The following is an 18,570-nucleotide window of genomic DNA, read 5'->3' as shown; positions in this document are numbered from 1 at the left end:
GATTAAACGAGGAGGAGATATGGCAGGCATTAAAAAAGCCCGAGTCAGACTCGAGCTTTCAAAGAAATTTAGCGTGGTCAGCTTACACGTAGTACGCTTCAACTTCGCCTTTAAGTTTGATAAGCATTGGGTTACCGAAACGGTCTTTTGCTTTAGGAGAAGCAATTTTTACCCAACCTTCGCTGATGCAGTATTCTTCTACGTCAGTACGCTCTTTGCCGTTAAAACGGATACCGATTTGGTGATCGAAACATTCTTTGATGAAGAATGGGCTACGTGGGTTACCCGCTAGGCGATCTGGTAGAGCTGGTTTAGCTGTATCTGTCATTTTGTGTGACCTTGAAGTCCGTAAAAAAAGTGCGCCATTGTAGTCAGTGCAAGGCGAGTGTTCAAGAAATGTTGATGTGAGTTTGAAGCGTATAACACTCACAGTCATGCTATCGTCTTTTTTGGCGTGAATACGCTCTCGATTTCAATTTGATAGCATTAAAGAAAGGTTGCATTATAAACAGATACGAGTACCTACCATTATATCTATAGCTTATTATCGGTGATCAACTTTTATGAAATTAAACGCATCATTAAGGCGCAAAGAGATTTTGCGGTTCATCCAGAACGCCCAGCGAGGTGAAGTGAGTGACTTTGCCAAGCAATATGATGTGTCAGAAGTGACCATTCGAAATGACCTCAACTATCTAGAGAAACAAGGCTGCGTCAAACGTTGTTATGGCGGAGCACTGTTGAATAATCAGTTTGCGTTTGAACGTCCTCTCAATGATAAAAAGCAGCTCAACAGTAATACCAAGGCGAAGCTCGGAGAGTATGCTGCCTCGTTGATTGCGGACGGCGATAAAATCATTCTCGACTCTGGTTCAACCACAGAGCAAATTGCTTATCACTTGAAAGGTAAGAATGATCTTGTCGTCATGACTAATGGGATTAACATCGCCTATCACCTTGCCAATCAAAGTAATGTCTCTGTTATGGTCACTGGAGGCACCATGCGTGAGAATTCTTATTCCGTCCACGGTTTGAGTGGTGAGGACTTCCTCGCAGGCTATCGCTTTAACAAGCTCTTTTTAGGTGTGGATGGCTTTGACAAATCTACTGGCGTCACGACTCCTCATCAGGGTGAGGCTGACATTAATCGAAGAATGCTTGACGCGGCACAAGTCGTTATTGCCGTAACCGACTCATCAAAGTTTTCTCGTCAGAGTTTTTGCCTTATTGCCCGACCAGAGCAACTTGATATGCTCATTACTGACAGTGGCATCCCGTCCGATTACTTTGAACATCTCACTTCAATGGGCGTTGATGTACGTATTGTTGATTAGTGATTAGTGATTAGTGATTAGTGATTAGTGATTAGTGATTAGTGATATTGGTTTTTCTATCAATATCGTGAAGATTATTTCTGATCGACTTAAACCTTTGTGCAACTTCAGCATCAAAAAAACGCCTTCTAACGACTTCATCGACCTTCAAAAAAATAGCCGATATTGCATTTTGTGATCTTGCGCAGGCTGTAGTTCGAAACGACAGCTGTTAACTCTATTTCATCCTACCTTTCACTTTCCTTGTATCGAAAGTGAGTTTTTATGCGCCCCTTTGTGATTACTTTCAATTTAATAACGAAAGAAAAGCCTTTCGTTTTTCATGAAGTGAAAGGTTTTTTGGGGTGAAAACGAAAGAAAAATGACTGTGATCTAGCTTTCACTTTTCCTAACTTCGCCCTGTTTTAATACCAACGAAAAGAAAATCGAAACATTTCTAACGGAAAGCGAAATGGAACGAAAGGAGAGTTGGTGAATGAACAGTGCAGAACGAAGACAGCAAATCATGGCTCATATTTGTCGTCATGGTTCAGGAAAAGTGGACGACTTTGTCGAGCATTACAATGTATCGGCTGTCACCATTCGCCACGATCTCAATCTTCTAGAAAAAGAAGGCTGTGTTTTTCGCTGTTATGGTGGCGCAACACTCAACCCTAACTTTGCCTTTGACCAACCGCTCTACCGCAAAGATCAACTTAATCGCAGTGCGAAACAAGCGATAGCACAGGCTGCTGCGAGCCTTATTCAAGATGGCGAAGCGATCATTTTGGATTCCGGTACCACGATAGGTCTTATGCCGCAGTACTTGGTCAATAAACAGCAATTGGTTGTGATGACCAACGCCCTCAATACCGCCTACCAACTTAGCAAGATGGAAAACGTCGAGTTACATGTGGTTGGAGGTAGCCTCCGTCGCGCTTCTTGTTCACTGATAGGTAACCATGGTGAACAACAAATTCGATCTTACCTTTTTGACAAGCTGTTTTTGGGCGTGGATGGATTCGACCTGCTTGCTGGCGTGACTACGCCGGACAATCAAGAAGCTCAGGTGAATCGCGCCATGTGTGAGGTTGCTCGCCAAGTCATTGCTGTCACCGATTCAAGCAAATTTGGTCGCAAAAGCTTTTGCATGATCCGAGCTGCAAGCCAGATCGACGTCTTGGTCACTGATCGCAACATTCCCCATAACACGCACCAATCCCTTATTGAACTTGGCGTAGATGTCGTTATTGCGGATCAAATCGTTAACTAGGAATCAAAATGAAAGCGTTACTTTCCCTAATCGAGCAACACAAACAAGGTCAGCTTACCGGTATTTATGCTGTGTGTTCTGCTCATCCCTTAGTACTTGAAGCTGCGATAAAGCAGGCTGCGCAAAATGAGCAACTGGTTTTGATTGAGGCAACGTCAAATCAAGTTAATCAGTTTGGTGGCTACACCGGAATGACGCCACAAGATTTCGCGAGCCACGTATTTGATTTGGCTGAGCGGGTTAATTTTCCTGCTGAGAACGTGGTATTGGGTGGCGATCATCTTGGTCCTAACTGTTGGCAGCACTTGCCAGCAAGCCAAGCAATGGAATATTCAGCGCAAATGATTCGAGACTATGTTTGCGCGGGCTTTAAGAAGATTCATCTCGATTGTTCAATGCCTTGTGCCGATGATGAGATACCGCTGAGTGAAGAACTAATGGCGCAGCGTGCTGCCCAGTTATGTTTGGTGGCAGAGCAAGCTTGGAAAACGGTCGGTGGTGAAGCGCCAGTGTATGTGGTTGGCACGGAAGTTCCAACGCCAGGTGGTGCTCTTGAGTCGCTTGAAGAAGAAGGTATTCAAGTGACGAAAGCGGAAGAAGCATTGGCAACGCTAAATGCTCATCATCAAACGTTCAGTGATATCGGGCTTAGCTATGTTTGGCCTCGTGTGATTGGCTTAGTGGTGCAACCAGGAGTGGAATTTGATCACCACTCAGTACATCACTACCACAGTGCGGCAGCGCGATCGTTAAGCAATATGATCGACAGCCAACCAAATCTGGTCTTCGAAGCGCATTCTACGGATTACCAAAACCCAGAGGCATATCACCAACTGATTCGCGATCATTTTGCGATTCTCAAAGTCGGTCCAGCTCTCACATTTGCTTTGCGTGAAGCCTTGTATGGTCTGGACTCTGCGGAGAAAGAGTGGTTAGGCGCTCATCATGCTTCTCACTTACGCGAAACCATAGAACAAGTGATGAGAGAGCAACCTAATTATTGGCGTTCTCACTACTCCAGCAAAGGGCATCAACAATATCTCGATTGCAGCTACAGCTTGAGTGATCGCATCCGTTACTACTGGAATCATCCAGAGGTTAAAGCGGCGCAGCAAGCTCTGTTTGACAACTTAGCTGCTCACCCTCTGCCAATCACAATCCTTAGCCAATATTTACCCAACCAAGCTAAGGCAATTTCTCAACATCAAATTCAAAATCAACCTGCTGAGATTGTCGTGCACAAGATTATGGAAGTGACACAAGTCTATTCCGAAGCCTGTTACGCCAATTCAGTGGCTAGCAAGGAGACGACCAAATGAGTTCAGTTTTAGGCTATGAGTTGCCATGGTTAGAACAACGTAATGGTGTTCATACGGCTCAAGAAATCAGTCATCAACCTCAGTTATGGCGAGCACTTTCTACCATTTTAGAAGAGCAGTATGAGGCAATCCGCGATTTTCTAACGCCTCTGCTTGAGCAGCCAGACCTACGCATTATTTTGACTGGTGCGGGCACATCCGCATTTGTCGGCGATGCGGCAGCACCATTTATTCAAGAGGGGCTGAGATTTCAAGTTGAGTCCATCCCAACCACGGATTTAGTGTCAAACCCGGAACAGTATCTGGACCCAAGTCGTCCGACGTTGGTCGTTTCTTACGCCCGCTCTGGTAATAGCCCGGAAAGTGTTGCTGCTGTTGCTCTTGTCGATCAGCTTGTTCCTCATTGTCATCACTTGTTCTTGACGTGTAACCGTGACGGGGAACTCTCTCATTACGCTCGAACTGCACAAAATGCTTGCTGCGTGATCATGCCTGAAGGCTCAAATGATAAGAGCTTTGCGATGACATCAAGCTTCAGTTGTATGTTGATGTCTACGCTGACGTTATTTGGTGGTCAATCTCCAAAGCAATGGCATGAACAAATTGAAGTGGTAGCAGCACTTTGCGAAGCCAAGTTAGAGCAATGGGAGTCTGCTATTAAGGCGCTCGCCAGCCAGCCTTATGAGCGTTTAATCGTAATTGGTAGTGGTGGTTTTGCAGGGCTTGCCCGTGAAGCATCACTCAAATCGCTTGAGCTAAGTGCAGGTAAAGTGATGACGGCTTTCGACTCATCTCTTGGCTTCCGCCATGGCCCTAAATTCACCATTAACGATAAAGCGGTCGTGATCCAGTTGCTATCAAGTGACGCTTATACCCGTGGGTACGATCTGGATTTATTCAATGAGATCCGTCGCGACAAACAAGCATTAGCTCATATTGCTCTCACAGAACTGTCTCTCAACGAAGACGATGTTTTTGAATTTGGGAGATTGGACTTGGGCGATCAGTGGCTGTGCTTCCCATTCATTCTCTTCTGCCAAATGTTGGCATTTGAAAAATCACTTCAACTGGGATTTGGACCGGACAATCCGTGCCCAACCGGTGAAGTCAATCGTGTGGTGCAAGGTGTCACCATCTACCCATTCAACAAGTAACGGATTCGAAAAGGAATAGACCATGCCAAATATCGTGTTAAGTCGTATTGATGAGCGCCTCGTCCATGGGCAAGTGGGTGTGCAATGGGTAGGTTTTGCGGATGCCAACATTATTGTCGTTGTGAACGATGAGGTAGCAGAAGACACCATTCAACAGAACTTAATGGAGATGGTGCTAGCAGATGGCATCGCAATCCGATTTTGGACGGTGAAAAAGACCATCGACACCATCCATAAAGCGGCTGAACGCCAACGAATTCTAATGGTTTGTCGCACACCAAAAGATTTCCGCCAATTGGTGGAAGGTGGTGTGCCAATTAGCAATATCAACGTCGGAAACATGCACTACGTTGAGGGGAAAAAGCAAATTGCCAAGACGGTTTCAGTCGGAACTGAAGACGTTGCGGAGTTTGAAAAATTAAAAGCACTAGGGGTGAAATGCACGATCCAAGGGGTGCCAACTGAAAGTGCGACTGACCTCTTTACTCTTATCTAACAATAGGAAAGAAATCATGGAAATAGGACTCTTACAGGCCTTGATGCTCGGCATCTTAGCCTTTTTTGCTGGCCTAGATTTATTTAATGGTCTTACTCACTTCCACCGTCCGGTGGTGCTTGGTCCACTTGTTGGTCTGATTTTAGGCGACTTGCAAACCGGTATCTTGGTCGGCGGTACGCTTGAATTGATTTGGATGGGACTTGCCCCTCTTGCGGGGGCTCAACCACCAAACGTTATCATCGGCACCATCGTGGGTACGGCTTTTGCGATTACAACCAAAGTCGAGCCAAATGTTGCGGTTGGTGTCGCTGTGCCTTTCGCCGTTGCCGTACAGATGGGCATTACGCTGCTCTTTTCTGCAATGTCTGCGGTCATGTCTAAGTGTGACGAGTACGCACAAAATGCGGATACCAATGGTATTGAACGCGTGAACTATATGGCACTTGCTGTACTCGGTTCTTTCTACTTTCTGTGTGCATTCTTACCCGTTTATCTTGGGGCTGAACATGCAGGGAAAATCGTTGAAGTACTGCCGAAAGATCTCATTGATGGCTTAGGCGTCGCTGGTGGCATCATGCCTGCAATAGGCTTTGCTGTCTTGATGAAAATCATGATGAAGAACGCCTACATTCCTTACTTCATCCTTGGCTTCGTCGCTGCAGCTTGGCTTCAACTGCCAATCTTAGCGATTGCCGCGGCTGCGACGGCCATGGCCATTATCGACTTCATGCGTAAAACGGAACCCACTCCTGTAACTGCACCTGCTGAGGACTTTGAAGATGGAATCTAATGTAAGTAACGAACTCGACCTTCGTAACCAAAATGTTGATGTGCAGCCAGCTCCTGGCGTGGCTGAAGATGAGTATGAAAATAAAGAGATTGGTGCAGATCTAACCAAAGCAGACATCAATCGTATGGCGTGGCGCTCGCTGTTACTCCAAGCGTCTTTCAACTACGAACGTATGCAGGCTTCTGGTTGGTTGTACGGACTACTGCCTGCGCTGAAGAAGATTCACACCAATAAAGCTGACCTATCTAAAGCAATGCAAGGTCATATGGGGTTCTTCAATACTCACCCGTTCTTGGTGACATTTGTCATGGGGATCGTTCTGGCGATGGAACGCTCCAAGCAAAACGTCAGCAGTATTCAGAGCACTAAGATTGCGGTTGGTGCACCAATGGGTGGCATCGGTGATGCGATGTTCTGGCTGACTCTTCTTCCTATTTGTGGCGGTATCGGTGCAGACCTTGCGCTGCAAGGCTCCATCATGGGTGCGGTGTTCTTTATTGTGCTGTTTAACGTGGTGCATTTTGGTCTGCGATTTGGTCTCGCACATTATGCGTATCGCATGGGGGTTGCTGCTATCCCTGTTATCAAAGCCAACACGAAGAAAGTCGGACACGCGGCTTCGATGGTAGGTATGACGGTGATAGGTGCTTTGGTGGCGACTTATGTTCGTCTATCGACGACCGCAGAAATTACCGCCGGTGATGCCGTGGTGAAACTGCAAGGCGATGTGATCGATAAACTCATGCCAGCGTTTCTTCCATTGGTCTACACCCTAGCTATGTACGCGCTCGTCAAGCGTGGTTGGAGCCCGCTAAAACTTATCGGTATCACCGTGGTGTTAGGCGTTGTTGGGCGTTTTATGGGTTTCTTATAAATCACATTGGACACACAAAACATTGGGGTGGAGTGCTCTGCCCCATTAAGGAAACGTAAATGATTGCTGTAATTCTATCTGGTCACGGAGGGTTTGCTTCCGGTCTTGCCAAAGCGGTGTTTCAGGTTATTGGGGAGCAACCTCAATTTAAGTTTATCGACTTTCCAGAAGAGGCAACGACTCCGCAACTGGAAGTGTCAATGCGCGAGGCGATTAATGAAGTTGATTCTGGCGAAGGTATTGTTTTCTTGACTGATTTGTTGGGAGGTACACCTTTTCGTACCGCATCACTGATCAGTCAAGAGCGTGACGATGTCCAGGTTGTAACGGGAACAAACATGCAGATGGCGGCTGAGATCTTAGGTGCGTATCTAGAGGGACCTTATTTCACCGAGAAGAATCGCGGCGCGCATCCGACGACATGGTTTAGAGATTTATCGCTCGAAGAGTTGGAGCAGTGGATTTCTTATTGTGATGACCAGCTCGTCACCGTCGCACTGGCTCCAGAAAAAGGTGGGGCAATCGATGCGATTCGTTACCTGAATAAACAGGGTATTAACGTGATGCTTGGGCATACTGATGCGAGTTACGACCAAGTGAAACAGGCGTTGGATGCGGGCGCAAATGGCATTGTCCACTGCTACAACGGCATGCGTGGTCTACATCACCGAGATCCAGGAGTCGTTGGGGCAGGGCTTATCCACCCCAATAGCTATGTCGAAATGATTGCCGATGGGCATCACGTTCACTCTGCTGCTATAGATGTCGCGCATCGCTGTTGTGGTCAACGCATGACGCTGATTACCGATGCTATGAGTGCGACAGGCATGCCTGATGGTCGCTACACGCTTGGTGAATACGAAGTGCAAATGAAAGGCGGCGTCGTTACTACAGAAAGTGGAAGCTTGGCAGGCAGCACTTTGACTTTGCCGCAAGCAGTTAAAAATATTCATAAATGGCTAAACATCCCACTAGAGCAAGCTTGGTTGATGGCATCGTTAACTCCGGCTCAATCGTTAGGTTTGCAACACCAATTAGGCACCCTAGAAGCCGGAAAGCGTGCATCTATGGTCGCTGTTAAATCAGATTTCTCAATTGTAAAAACTTGGGTCAATGGGCGTCTTGTGTTTGATGCATCCGTATCAAGTCAGGAGGCTTTATGTATCTAATTTCTTCCCGTGAAATGCTAAAACGTGCTCAACAAGCTGGTTATGCGGTGCCTGCATTTAATATTCATAACTTAGAGACGGTCCAAGTCATTGTTGAAACCGCTTCAGAGATGGGCTCTCCAGTGATTCTCGCAGGCACGCCGGGAACTTTTGATTATGCGGGTACCGATTACCTGATCAGTATTTGTAAAGAAGCTGCACATAAGCATTCAATCCCGTTGGTTCTTCATCTTGATCACCATGAAGACCTACAAGACATTTGTACTAAGGTCGATCACGGTATTCGTTCTGTAATGATTGATGGTTCGCATTATGCGTTTGATCAGAACATAGAGATTGTGCGCTCGGTGGTTCAATACTGTAACCGATTCGACGCAAGTGTCGAAGCTGAGTTAGGTCGTTTAGGCGGTCAAGAAGACGATCTGATTGTCGACAGTGCCGATGCACTAATGACCGACCCAGCTTCTGCCGCAGAGTTTGTTCGTCGTACTGGTATTGATTCGTTAGCTGTGGCAATTGGCACAGCTCATGGCTTGTATAAAGCGGAGCCTAAACTCGACTTTAACCGCTTAGATAAAATCCGTGGTGTTGTCGATATTCCGTTAGTACTGCATGGCGCATCAGGTGTTCCTGATGAAATGGTTCGTCGTTGTATTGACCTTGGCGTGTGCAAGGTGAACGTGGCGACTGAGCTGAAGATCGCGTTCTCAAATGCGGTCAAACAACATTTTGCGCATCACCCTGACGCAAACGACCCTCGTAAATACATCACGCCTGGTAAAGCGGCGATGAAACAGGTGGTGATGGATAAGATCCATATGTGCGGAAGTGAAGGAAAGCTCTAGGGTCTGTTGACCCTAACAACTGATTATATTTGGTAAACTCCCCCCGATGACATGTTTACCTAGGTGCTAGGTCTTCTAGCACCTTTTTATCTTTATGGCATTTCAACCGTTATGATGTGGGTATTAAGCCCGATAGAACTTACTGTAGTTGAACACGTCACGATCACGTGGATCATTCGATAAGAACATCCACATCTCTTTCATGCTTTGTTCAAAGAATTCTTCCTCAAACACCACCATGGAACAATGTTCATTCAGCCTGATGACAAAAGATTCGAGTGCTTCAAAACCGATGTTTTCGATGTCATCAATATCGATAAAATAAAGTTTCTTATCAGTTTTTTGCGCGCTTTCTGCGGGCAATTTGCCTTTACCAAGAGCAGAGAAGTTGAGCTCTACCGTCAACCCCGTGCGGTTTTGCGTGAGCTCATAGACGTCTTCTGATTGCGTCACAACGCTGTAATTCAGATCATCAAAGTAGCTGAGCGTTTCTTGCTTCATTGGGTATAAGTCTTCCATAAATTGTGCGAGTGCAATCTTGCTCTATTCGCTTATAAGCCTTTTAAATACTGAGCATTAGCAGTAGGGTGAATCGCAACATTCAGAGCGTCTAGATTCTGCTCATTGTGTTCATCAAGCAGCGTTGAAAAAGCCTCTATTAGCTCAGGTTTGGTGATTGTGACTTTGGTTTCTGTCTGGATATCACGTAGGTCAATCAACACGTCTGTAAACAGCTGCGGCAAATCTTGCAATACTTGCAGGTTCAGCACGTTATGTTCGCTGTAAATTGCGTTATGGCTGCCTTTTTGCTTTTGTACCACATATGGGTTGTCTTTGAGGTTGATGATTGATGTGCGTTTATCACAACGCTTCAAACAACCTTTGTTAACCTTGATTTTGCGGCAACCTTCGGTTTGTTGGAACAAACATTGGCGACTGGTTAAGAGCGTATTTGGGTGGTAAATGCTGTAGTAACTGCGCATGTTGTGTGGGCGTTTAATATGACGCATTTGCTTCATGTTCAGCTCGTTTGAGATAAATGCTCCGCGTGCCGCGAATTCTTCTTGCAAACACTTAAACGAGTATGAGTTCACCGTATTCATTTGTGGACCTGCAACCCAACCTAATCCAAGCTCTTGAGCGAGTAAGCCTACGCCAGAGTTGTTGGTGATCAGCAGCTCTGGTTGGATAATTTCTAAGAACTTGCGTGCAGCTTGGTAATCGTCACCAATCAAAATTGCAGGGAACCAAGGCTTCAACGCCGTGTTTTCTTGGAATAAGTCGACCATAGCGTTTAACTCGCTCGCCAATCCCATTGGTAGTTGAAAGTACACATCGACATCGCGATATTTGCACAGCGAAGCATCTTCTAGCGACGAAATCAGTACCGATAGTTTTGCTGCCCCTTCACGCTCTTGTGGCTGAGGTAGCGTCGGTAAACTTGGTACATCAATGGCGCCTTTTAAACTACTGCCTGAGCTTTGTGTAGCCGTGACGTCGAAGTTTTGCGTCTTCTCGGCGACTTTTTCAATGATTGCGGTTTTGTCGTCGTACAGCTTCTTCTTCACTGTTTGCACATTGTCCGCGGATTCGCATTTGTATATCTTTGAGAAGTGTTTCACCGCATGGTCGCGTGGGTTGTCGATATACATCGCTTTACCGAAGTCGCCTTGCAAAAATGCGTTGGAGAAATCACGGTTGAATACGGTGTACAACTCTGTGGTGTCGCTCGACAGCTCTACGCCATCACATAAGCGATCAATCTGCTTACGCCAATTATCGACGACGGTGTAAACGTAGTGGGACTTCTTGATGCGACCTTCTACTTTCAATGAATACACACCTGCATCGGCAAGCGCTTCTAGATCGCCAAAAGCTGAGTTGTCTTTCATGTTGAGCGGGTAGCTGTTGCCTGTCTTGGTTGTCTCGTATTGCTCACGACAAGGCTGACTGCAGCGTCCACGGTTGCCCGATGCACCATTACGCGCTGAGCTAATGTAGCAAATGCCAGAGAAACCAATGCAGTAAGAGCCGTGCACGAACACTTCCATCATCACGTTGTGCTGACGACCGAACTGAGCCAAGTGTTTTATTTCATGGATATTGAGTTCACGAGAGAGGTTCACGCGGCTCGCTGTCAACTGATTGAGGAACAGAATCTGTCCTTCATTGTGAGTGTTGAGCTGGGTTGAAGCGTGTACATCTAACTCTGGGAAGTGGTTCTTGAGAATGTAAGCAAGACCAAGATCCTGCACGATTACGCCGTCAATCGCGGTGTTGTTCAACTGGCTAAGTAAGCGAACGATAGCAGGAATTTCGCTTTCCAGAATTAACACGTTCAACGTGAGGAAAATTTTACAATTGTGCTGATGCGCCAACTGTAATACGCCGTTCAAGTTATCTAAGGTGAGGTTGGTTGCGCGGTTACGTGCATTAAAGCGGTCAAGTCCGCAGTAGATGGCATCGGCACCTGCAGCAATGGCCGCTTTAATGGAATCTAAATCGCCACCTGGCGCTAATAACTCAAATTGATCGCGTGTCACTAGTTAACTCTTACTCAATAAAATAGGTTGCGTATTTTATGTGCTTCACAGTTTTAATGTTGGATTGATTAACGCTTTATTAATCTGAATCAATTATTGCTTGTTGGTCGGTCTATTGTGATTACGGGAAGTCATGACCTGAGTCCACATGCTCGCGAGTCGGTGACTTGGGTATATAATTTTTGGATATAGTAAAAATAAGGAACTGGCAGATGGTAAAAGTAATCACAGTTGGGTTGGTCGTTGCTCTGGCGTCATTTTCGGCCCTAGCAGAAGAGAGTGTTATCCGCGTTGCAAGCCAGCATTCGGTGCAAGATACAGCAAATAAATTTGTTCAGATTGCTCAGGGTAAAGGGTTGAATGTGTTTGCTCGCGTGAACCATCAAGAGAATGCGGCGAAGGTCGATATGACGCTACGACCAACAGAAGTGATCGTGTTTGGCAACCCAAAAGTAGGGACGCCATTGATGCAATGTGCACAAGAAGTGGCGATTGATTTACCGCAAAAAGTGCTGGTTTATGAGGATGCAGAAGGTAAGACATGGCTTGCTTACAACAACCCAATGTATCTAAAAGAGCGCCATGGTATTGAAGGGTGTGATGAAGTGCTGACGAAGGTGAGTGGCGTACTCAGTAAGCTAACCGGTGCAGCGGCAAAATAGTGCTTGTAGAATAGGGGCTTATCATCGCTATCTAAGCTTACGACGCTATCATCTACATTAATTTTGAAAACAAAAATCCCCGAGATATTGCTCGGGGATTTTATTTTTAGCTGCTGTTGAACGCTAAGATTAAGTTCGTCGTTTATTGCGTTTATACTGGCTGCGGCTTGGGCTGATAACGCCCAGGTTTGTGGTTCATCGCCAAGATCAAGTTGGTCGCCACAGCGCCAAGTACAGAAAGAGCAATCAAGTAAACATCAACGATAAACAGCGACATCACTACGATGGTGCAGTCTAGAGCCATTTGTACTTTACCTGCTCGAATACCAAAGCGTTCCTGAAGAAAAAGCGCCAAGATGTTGAAGCCACCTAAACTCATCTTGTGGCGGAAAATTACCAGCATGCCCATGCCAATCAAACCACCACCGAGTAGCGCTGCGTACACGGGTTCAATACGAGAAATCTCAATCACATGGTGCAAATGGTCTACCGCAAAAGACACGATCGAAACCGCAATAAAAGTGTTGATGGTAAAACGCCAACCCATGCGCATCACAGAGAGAATGTAGAACGGCAGGTTCAGTGCGAAGAATATCTGGCCAAAACTGAAGTCACTGACCTTGGTAAGGAAGATCGCCAAACCGGCCGTTCCGCCAGTGAGCAATCCCACCTTGCTGAAGAAGATAACCCCAAGTGACACCAACGCACTACCGAGCGTCAAAGCCAAGAGGTTTTCTCTAAGGCTATGATCTTTATCCATAAAAGTATTTTCCTTGGTTTTAAAGCCGTTTTAGCTGTAAGTACGAAACCAAAACGGATGCGGTTAGCAAAATGCCAACCAAATAATGATAAATCGCTGAATAAAATGTCGTGAAAAGTGATTGATGTCGAGTTTTCGACCTAGATTGCGCGGATGTTAACTGTTTAACAGACTTTACACATTAAGCTAGGGCATGTTGCTCTTTGCTGTACGCATTTTGTTCAACAGCGCATCGGCAACCACTTTACTACCTTTCCTTGCTTCCGCATTACAAGTCCGCTGCGCACCAGCACAAGAACTAACACGCCTTTAGCCAGCGTCTCTGATATCCAGGGTGAATAGAGGTAAGTACCAAGCTGCAGAGCCGCAATATTATGTATCCAGCGCAACAGAAGGCTTGCGATAAACGGTCAAATAGCGTGCCCACTGGCATCAGCGTTTGCTTAATAAACCTAAAAAACCTTGCCTAATAATGAAAGAAATTCCCCTTGCATGCGCGGTAGTCTGAACACTCATTCCCCGACTGTATCTGGAGGTGCTGATGACGGCCGACCAAACCTTTCTGAACAACCTGCTTCTCGAGTTGGGTAACACTTGGCAACTGGACTGCTTAGAGCTTGATAACTTTGGACGTTGTGCACTGCTGACTGAAGAAGGCATCGAGCTGGCAATCGATATGGCAGCGGGAAGCAACCACCTTCAGTTTCTTGCAGAATTAGGGGTTCTGTCGGAGGTGCAGAGAGAACGCCACCTGACCCGTCTTCTTAAGCACAACTTTGAAAACCCCGTCTTGCGTCAGGCACACTACGCCCTGAGTCCGCAAGGCGATCAGGTTCTGTTGCGCTACCAGCACCCGATTGAAGGGTTGGAGCTGGAACTACTGGCGAACCTGCTTGGCAACTTTATTACCACAGCGACTGATGCCAGAAACGCTCTTCAAGCCCCTTTAAAAGAAGAGGCTAAAGCACCTTCTCTGTTTTGCGACGCGCACCTGTTAAAAGGTTAAGGAGTCATTATGCCGGTAACTAAACTTCTCAACACCTTGTTTAAAGGTGTCTCTCAGGTACATCAGAGTGCACCGCAACAGGCGCCGAAACTGGAAAAATCTAAAACAGAACTTCCGGGGGCTGCGCATTCAACACAGAGTATGAGTGAGCCGCTAAGCCAGAACCCTGTAGGTTTGCAGAGTGCGCCTCGCATCCATGATGAGGATCTCACGCCACTTGCCAAAGCTTTTAGCAGCGCACTGCAACAATATGTAGACAATAAACCGGAGAAGCATGGCGAGTTTCTGCGCGGATATTGTGAGATGGAAGAGATCAAGGGACGGATCACCATAGATGATCAGGAAAAAGTCAGGGTCATCAGACTGCCCCGCTCGCCGCAAAAACTGGCAGAAATGTTTAACCTGATGCTAGAAGGTCACTCAAGGTTCGGCTCTATGTATAAAGCGTTAACCCGACCTTTAGAGAGCAAAGACAATATTCTGGGCTCGTACCTGCGCCTTTCTCACGGCAAGGTAAAAGCCGCTAAAACACTGCCTGCCGAAGCGGTGACTAAAGCGGAGCAGACAACCAAAGCTAAGCCTCAGGAAACAAAAGCTGAAGCAGCGCCAAAAAACGCGCCGGCTCCTGCTGCCGAGCCACCGAAAACTGAGATTAAATTTACTTCCAGTGAACGTAATATGATCTCAGACGGTATCAACCAGATACTGTCCGACTACCTGCTCACTGGCAAGAAAGCGGCCTCACACCAGGAGAAACTGAAAACGCAACTGGAAAGCGGCGATCCCATGCTCAGCCGTTTCTTAAATGTGGCAAACGGCGAAATGAAGCTGAGTTGTCCTAAAGATCGCCAGGAGTTGAAAGGATTTCTCGAAGCGCTGCTTAAAGGTCACCGGGGCTTTGATACCCGTTTTTCTGCTGGCTCAAGCAGCCTGGTAAATCTGGTCAAAAAAGCGGTGCAGAGTGAAACTGGCGCACTGCGCCACTACCTGAAGTGGGACAGCAGCAACCGGCTGACAACTCGCGCGCCGAGTGATGAGGCGATTAAAGCTGCAGAAAAGGCCGAACAACAAAAGCTTCTGATACTTGAGAACCGTGAAAAAGCCGCGCTGACCAAAGAGATCAAACTCTCTCGGGATCAACAGCCCGCTTTGATGGCTCGGGTTAAACTCGCCCGTCATCTGCAGGTGCACGCCAGAACAAATTGGCCGGAGCTAGAGTTCCGCTCGGTCCCTATAACCAGAATGACCAGCGCCCCGCTGCACGGTAACGAATCACTAACGCAACTGCGGGATATGGTCAAAGCTGTCAGCGGAGAAAACCGCGGTCTTGCCGGAGAGATAGAACTCAACCTAGAGCAGTTGCCGATAACAGCAGAGATCAGAGAGAAAGGCCTTCCGGTTACCCGGCTTCCTGTAAAGCAGGCGCTGACAGAACTTAGAGATAAAGTCACCAACATGGAGAAGGCTTCTTCAAACTGGTTCACCCGGTTGCTGTTTAAACCACAGCATCAGGCGCTGAACGAGATCAAAGGTCGCCTGAACGAGCTGGATAATCTGCGTCAGCAGCTCACCGAGTATTGGCCCGGAATGCCTAATCAGATCTGGTTTAGCAGCTTTGTGGCTAGAGAGGTAGAAAGGCTGAGTGATAAAATCATCCCAGAGCGTACGTTTGGTCCTATCCACCTGACCACACCCGAGCATAAAGCGTGGCAGGCTGTTAAGGCTGAGATGCTCACTAAGTAACTGAACCCCCCTTGAGCGTGTTGAACTTTATATGGTCAGCACGCTCTACCTCTTCTTTCTAGCTCGGGCAACCTTCCCGAAATCTATACCCAGGTTACTTTCGCTGAACCATACACTCGGCTTTTCCAATACATTCACTGCCCCTTGGTGCAGCATCGGTACTGTGTTGATGAGCTTTAACAATCCAGCCATCAGCAACCGCTCTCGTAATCTGGATTCTTGGCTAATTTATTGAATAAGCGGGTTAAAACTCCGTTGTTGGACCAGTGATTGGAGTGACGATAAACAGCGCTCCACTCACTAAACGCTGCAGATAAATCACGCTAGGGAATGCCTGTGTGAAGTCGGTATAGTCTTCGAAGGTCATTCTATGTTTGGGCTTGTTGTATACACGGTCGGTGCTCTTCATAAGCTGAAGTGGTTTTTCCCACCGCTTATCAGTTACATTAGTCTAGGCATGATTTGGAGTGTTTTTGCTCATGATACCTCCTTACCATGCAGCTCAAAAAACATCATGAAAGAACAACACACTTTAGGTGAACAGGGAAGGAACAAGGAAAAATCATGATTAAACAAGTGGGTAGTACGACAATTCAGCCTTTGCATAAGCTTTCTTGCCATTGTGGAAAAGTGCAAATCGAACTGTCATTACCGAATGGAATCGAGAAGCCTCGACGCTGTGATTGTTCCATGTGCCGACGTCGCGGTGCGATTGTGGCATCGGTACCGTTGAACGGAATTCGTATCACTCAAGGTGAGGAAGTACTCAAGCTTTATCAGTTTAATACCAACACAGCTAAGCATTTCTTCTGTGGAGAATGTGGCATCTACACTCACCATCAGCGCCGCTCTAATCCGAGTGAATATGGCTATAACGTTGGCTGCTTAGAGGGCGTAAATCCGTATGAGCTGGGAGAGATAGAGGTGATGGATGGCGTGAACCACCCATCAGACCGATAAGAATTATTCCGATGGATTAAGGCAGTTTAAGTGAACAAGCTGCCATTCATCCAAAGGTGCGCGGCAATACTCGCTGCATATCCAAGAGCAATCACCGGTGCCCATTTGAGATGACCAAAGAAAGTATATTGCCCCCTCGCAGCGCCCATGAGAGCCACGCCAGCAGCAGAACCAATCGACAGTAAGCTACCGCCAACACCTGCTGTTAGTGTCACCAACAACCAGTTACCCATCGACATGCTTGGGTCCATCGTTAGCACAGCAAACATCACTGGAATGTTATCGACGATGGCAGAAAGTATCCCCACCATGACGTTCGCCCAAATTGGATTCCACTCGGTGTACATCACGTTGGAAACCAGTTCGAGATAGCCAAGCAAACTCAAACCGCCAACACACATCACTACGCCGTAGAAGAACAATAAGGTGTCCCACTCGGCGCGAGACACACGATGGAAGACATCAAATGGTACAACAGAACCCAGACGTTTCAGTGCGTAGTCATCCCCGTTGGCAATCGCCATTGCGGCTTTTTTGGCAAGAGAATGTTTGAGTGTTTTTCGCAGGAAGTAGCCAAAAAATTGCAGATAAGCGAGCCCCATCATCATGCCGACCACTGGAGGGAAGTGTAAAACGGCGTGGAAGGAAACCGCTGTTGCAATGGTCAGGATAAACAAGCCAACGATACGTCTTGCACCACGTTTCAGTTCGATGTGCTCATGAACCGTATCTGGCTTTGTGTTTGGTACAAACAACGACATGATGAATGCAGGTATTACGTAGTTGATTAGAGAAGGTACAAACAACGGCATAAACTCAGCAAAGCTGACGTGTCCTGCCTGCCAAACCATCAGAGTCGTAATATCGCCAAATGGGCTGAATGCACCGCCAGCGTTTGCGGCAATGACGATGTTAATACAGGCAAGATTGACAAATCTTGGGTTGTCGCCAGAAACTTTCATCACTACTGCACACATTAATAGCGCTGTGGTCAAGTTATCGGCAATAGGAGAAATCACAAATGCAAGACTACCTGTGAGCCAAAATAACTTTTTGAAATCAAAACCTTTACCAACCATCCACGCTTGCAGTGCATCAAACAGTCTGCGTTCTTCCATCGCATTGATGTAGGTCATCGCCACTAATAGGAACAATAAAAGTTCAGCGTATTCCAAAAGGTTGTGTTCCAGTGCGGCTTTAGCAACGTCAGCTTGGTTGTGTTGGGCAAAGGTATAGCCAATTAAAATCCAGATTAATCCCGCGGCGAGCAGTACAGGCTTGGATTTTCGCATTTGTAGGTATTCTTCCAGCATTACCAGAATGTAGGCAATGGTGAAGAAAATCAGTGCGGCATAGCCGACGGTGGAATTGACGAGGTTAAGTTCACTGGTCGCAGCTGCAAACGTGGAGCTAGAAAATATCAAACAGCAAAACGCGACAATTGGGTAGATTGGCATAGACATTTCTCCTTGTCTGACTGGAGAAATTTTAGCCACATATTAATAGGTTAAGTGTGAGTAAGCTCGAATTAACGGTAGGAGTTTTGAATTGATGTAGCTTGCGCCACTACTTTCTGAGTGACGCAATGCTCGCCGCGCCAAATAGGATTACTGCAGCGTATAAACCATAGGTTAACCAATGGCTAATTTCTAAAAAAGGA

19 protein-coding genes are annotated in these 18,570 nt (G+C 46.7%); 13 read left to right on the top strand and 6 right to left on the bottom strand.

Translation table 11 applies throughout. The annotated features are described in order from the left end of the window. Positions 1-82 precede the first annotated feature (82 nt). A complete protein-coding gene (locus tag AACR11_RS25685; RefSeq protein ID WP_005448935.1) occupies positions 83-328 on the bottom strand; it encodes a DUF3297 family protein in 246 nt (81 codons plus the stop codon). 235 nt (positions 329-563) lie between these two features. Between AACR11_RS25685 and agaR (AACR11_RS25680) the strand changes: the two genes are divergently transcribed. The 9 genes from agaR (AACR11_RS25680) (at position 564) to AACR11_RS25640 (ending at position 9,236) form a co-directional block, all read left to right on the top strand. Then, complete coding sequence (gene agaR, locus AACR11_RS25680; RefSeq protein ID WP_029790543.1) at positions 564-1,334, top strand: transcriptional repressor AgaR; 771 nt, start codon at positions 564-566, stop codon at positions 1,332-1,334. 475 nt (positions 1,335-1,809) lie between these two features. Then, entirely contained in the window at positions 1,810-2,586 is a 777-nt protein-coding gene (gene agaR / locus AACR11_RS25675) for a transcriptional repressor AgaR (protein WP_005448941.1), read from the top strand. Positions 2,587-2,594: 8 nt separating this feature from the next. Beyond that, the gene (locus tag AACR11_RS25670; RefSeq protein ID WP_029790544.1) at positions 2,595-3,905 is read left to right on the top strand and encodes a D-tagatose-bisphosphate aldolase, class II, non-catalytic subunit; all 1,311 of its coding nucleotides are present in this window, start codon (positions 2,595-2,597) and stop codon (positions 3,903-3,905) included. Further along, complete coding sequence (locus tag AACR11_RS25665; protein WP_005448944.1) at positions 3,902-5,059, top strand: SIS domain-containing protein; 1,158 nt, start codon at positions 3,902-3,904, stop codon at positions 5,057-5,059. The genes AACR11_RS25670 and AACR11_RS25665 overlap by 4 nt, the downstream gene beginning before the upstream one ends. Positions 5,060-5,081: 22 nt before the next feature. After that, positions 5,082-5,555, top strand: coding sequence for a PTS N-acetylgalactosamine transporter subunit IIB (gene agaV, locus AACR11_RS25660; RefSeq protein ID WP_005448946.1), 474 nt, complete (start codon positions 5,082-5,084; stop codon positions 5,553-5,555). Positions 5,556-5,571: 16 nt separating this feature from the next. Further along, positions 5,572-6,348: a PTS N-acetylgalactosamine transporter subunit IIC gene (gene agaW / locus AACR11_RS25655; protein ID WP_005448948.1), complete on the top strand. Its 777-nt coding sequence runs from the start codon at positions 5,572-5,574 to the stop codon at positions 6,346-6,348. After that, positions 6,338-7,222 (top strand): PTS N-acetylgalactosamine transporter subunit IID, encoded by an 885-nt coding sequence (gene agaE, locus AACR11_RS25650; RefSeq protein ID WP_009696601.1) that lies wholly within the window; start codon positions 6,338-6,340, stop codon positions 7,220-7,222. Before agaW ends, agaE begins: the two co-directional genes overlap by 11 nt. Before the next feature lie 59 nt (positions 7,223-7,281). Continuing rightward, on the top strand, positions 7,282-8,391 hold the full coding sequence (gene nagA, locus AACR11_RS25645) for an N-acetylglucosamine-6-phosphate deacetylase (protein WP_079325244.1): 1,110 nt from the start codon (positions 7,282-7,284) through the stop codon (positions 8,389-8,391). After that, positions 8,382-9,236, top strand: coding sequence for a tagatose bisphosphate family class II aldolase (locus AACR11_RS25640; RefSeq protein ID WP_005448957.1), 855 nt, complete (start codon positions 8,382-8,384; stop codon positions 9,234-9,236). The genes nagA and AACR11_RS25640 overlap by 10 nt, the downstream gene beginning before the upstream one ends. A 123-nt stretch (positions 9,237-9,359) precedes the next feature. Here AACR11_RS25640 and AACR11_RS25635 read toward each other — a convergent pair whose 3' ends face one another. Both AACR11_RS25635 and AACR11_RS25630 read right to left on the bottom strand, forming a co-directional pair. Then, the gene (locus AACR11_RS25635; RefSeq protein WP_029790546.1) at positions 9,360-9,755 is read right to left on the bottom strand and encodes a hypothetical protein; all 396 of its coding nucleotides are present in this window, start codon (positions 9,753-9,755) and stop codon (positions 9,360-9,362) included. Positions 9,756-9,787: 32 nt separating this feature from the next. Next, on the bottom strand, positions 9,788-11,779 hold the full coding sequence (locus AACR11_RS25630) for a peptidase U32 family protein (RefSeq protein WP_029790547.1): 1,992 nt from the start codon (positions 11,777-11,779) through the stop codon (positions 9,788-9,790). A 212-nt stretch (positions 11,780-11,991) separates the two neighbouring features. Here AACR11_RS25630 and AACR11_RS25625 point away from each other — a divergent pair, with 212 nt between their 5' ends. After that, positions 11,992-12,441 carry a DUF302 domain-containing protein gene (locus tag AACR11_RS25625; protein WP_029790548.1) on the top strand — a complete coding sequence of 150 codons (450 nt, stop codon included), beginning with the start codon at positions 11,992-11,994 and terminating at the stop codon, positions 12,439-12,441. Between the two features lie 151 nt (positions 12,442-12,592). Here the strand turns inward: AACR11_RS25625 and AACR11_RS25620 are convergent, their stop codons facing one another. Continuing rightward, entirely contained in the window at positions 12,593-13,201 is a 609-nt protein-coding gene (locus AACR11_RS25620; RefSeq protein ID WP_005448966.1) for a YitT family protein, read from the bottom strand. A 541-nt stretch (positions 13,202-13,742) separates the two neighbouring features. On the opposite strand from AACR11_RS25620, the gene AACR11_RS25615 reads away from it, so the two are divergent. Both AACR11_RS25615 and AACR11_RS25610 read left to right on the top strand, forming a co-directional pair. Further along, a complete protein-coding gene (locus AACR11_RS25615) occupies positions 13,743-14,207 on the top strand; it encodes a CesT family type III secretion system chaperone (RefSeq protein WP_029790549.1) in 465 nt (154 codons plus the stop codon). A 9-nt stretch (positions 14,208-14,216) separates the two neighbouring features. Continuing rightward, entirely contained in the window at positions 14,217-15,950 is a 1,734-nt protein-coding gene (locus tag AACR11_RS25610; protein ID WP_029790550.1) for a hypothetical protein, read from the top strand. Between the two features lie 244 nt (positions 15,951-16,194). Here AACR11_RS25610 and AACR11_RS25605 read toward each other — a convergent pair whose 3' ends face one another. Then, complete coding sequence (locus AACR11_RS25605; protein WP_223295778.1) at positions 16,195-16,359, bottom strand: hypothetical protein; 165 nt, start codon at positions 16,357-16,359, stop codon at positions 16,195-16,197. A 155-nt stretch (positions 16,360-16,514) separates the two neighbouring features. Between AACR11_RS25605 and AACR11_RS25600 the strand changes: the two genes are divergently transcribed. Next, positions 16,515-16,910 carry a GFA family protein gene (locus tag AACR11_RS25600; protein WP_005448972.1) on the top strand — a complete coding sequence of 132 codons (396 nt, stop codon included), beginning with the start codon at positions 16,515-16,517 and terminating at the stop codon, positions 16,908-16,910. Positions 16,911-16,936: 26 nt separating this feature from the next. On the opposite strand, the gene nhaD is transcribed toward AACR11_RS25600, so the two are convergent. Continuing rightward, positions 16,937-18,367 (bottom strand): sodium:proton antiporter NhaD, encoded by a 1,431-nt coding sequence (gene nhaD / locus AACR11_RS25595; protein ID WP_009696610.1) that lies wholly within the window; start codon positions 18,365-18,367, stop codon positions 16,937-16,939. Positions 18,368-18,570: the final 203 nt, after the last annotated feature.

The organism is Vibrio sp. L85, from assembly GCF_963871815.1.
Taxonomy (GTDB): domain Bacteria; phylum Pseudomonadota; class Gammaproteobacteria; order Enterobacterales; family Vibrionaceae; genus Vibrio; species Vibrio harveyi.
Note: the sequence above shows the minus strand (reverse complement) of the source record. Positions and strands in the feature narration are given on the sequence as shown.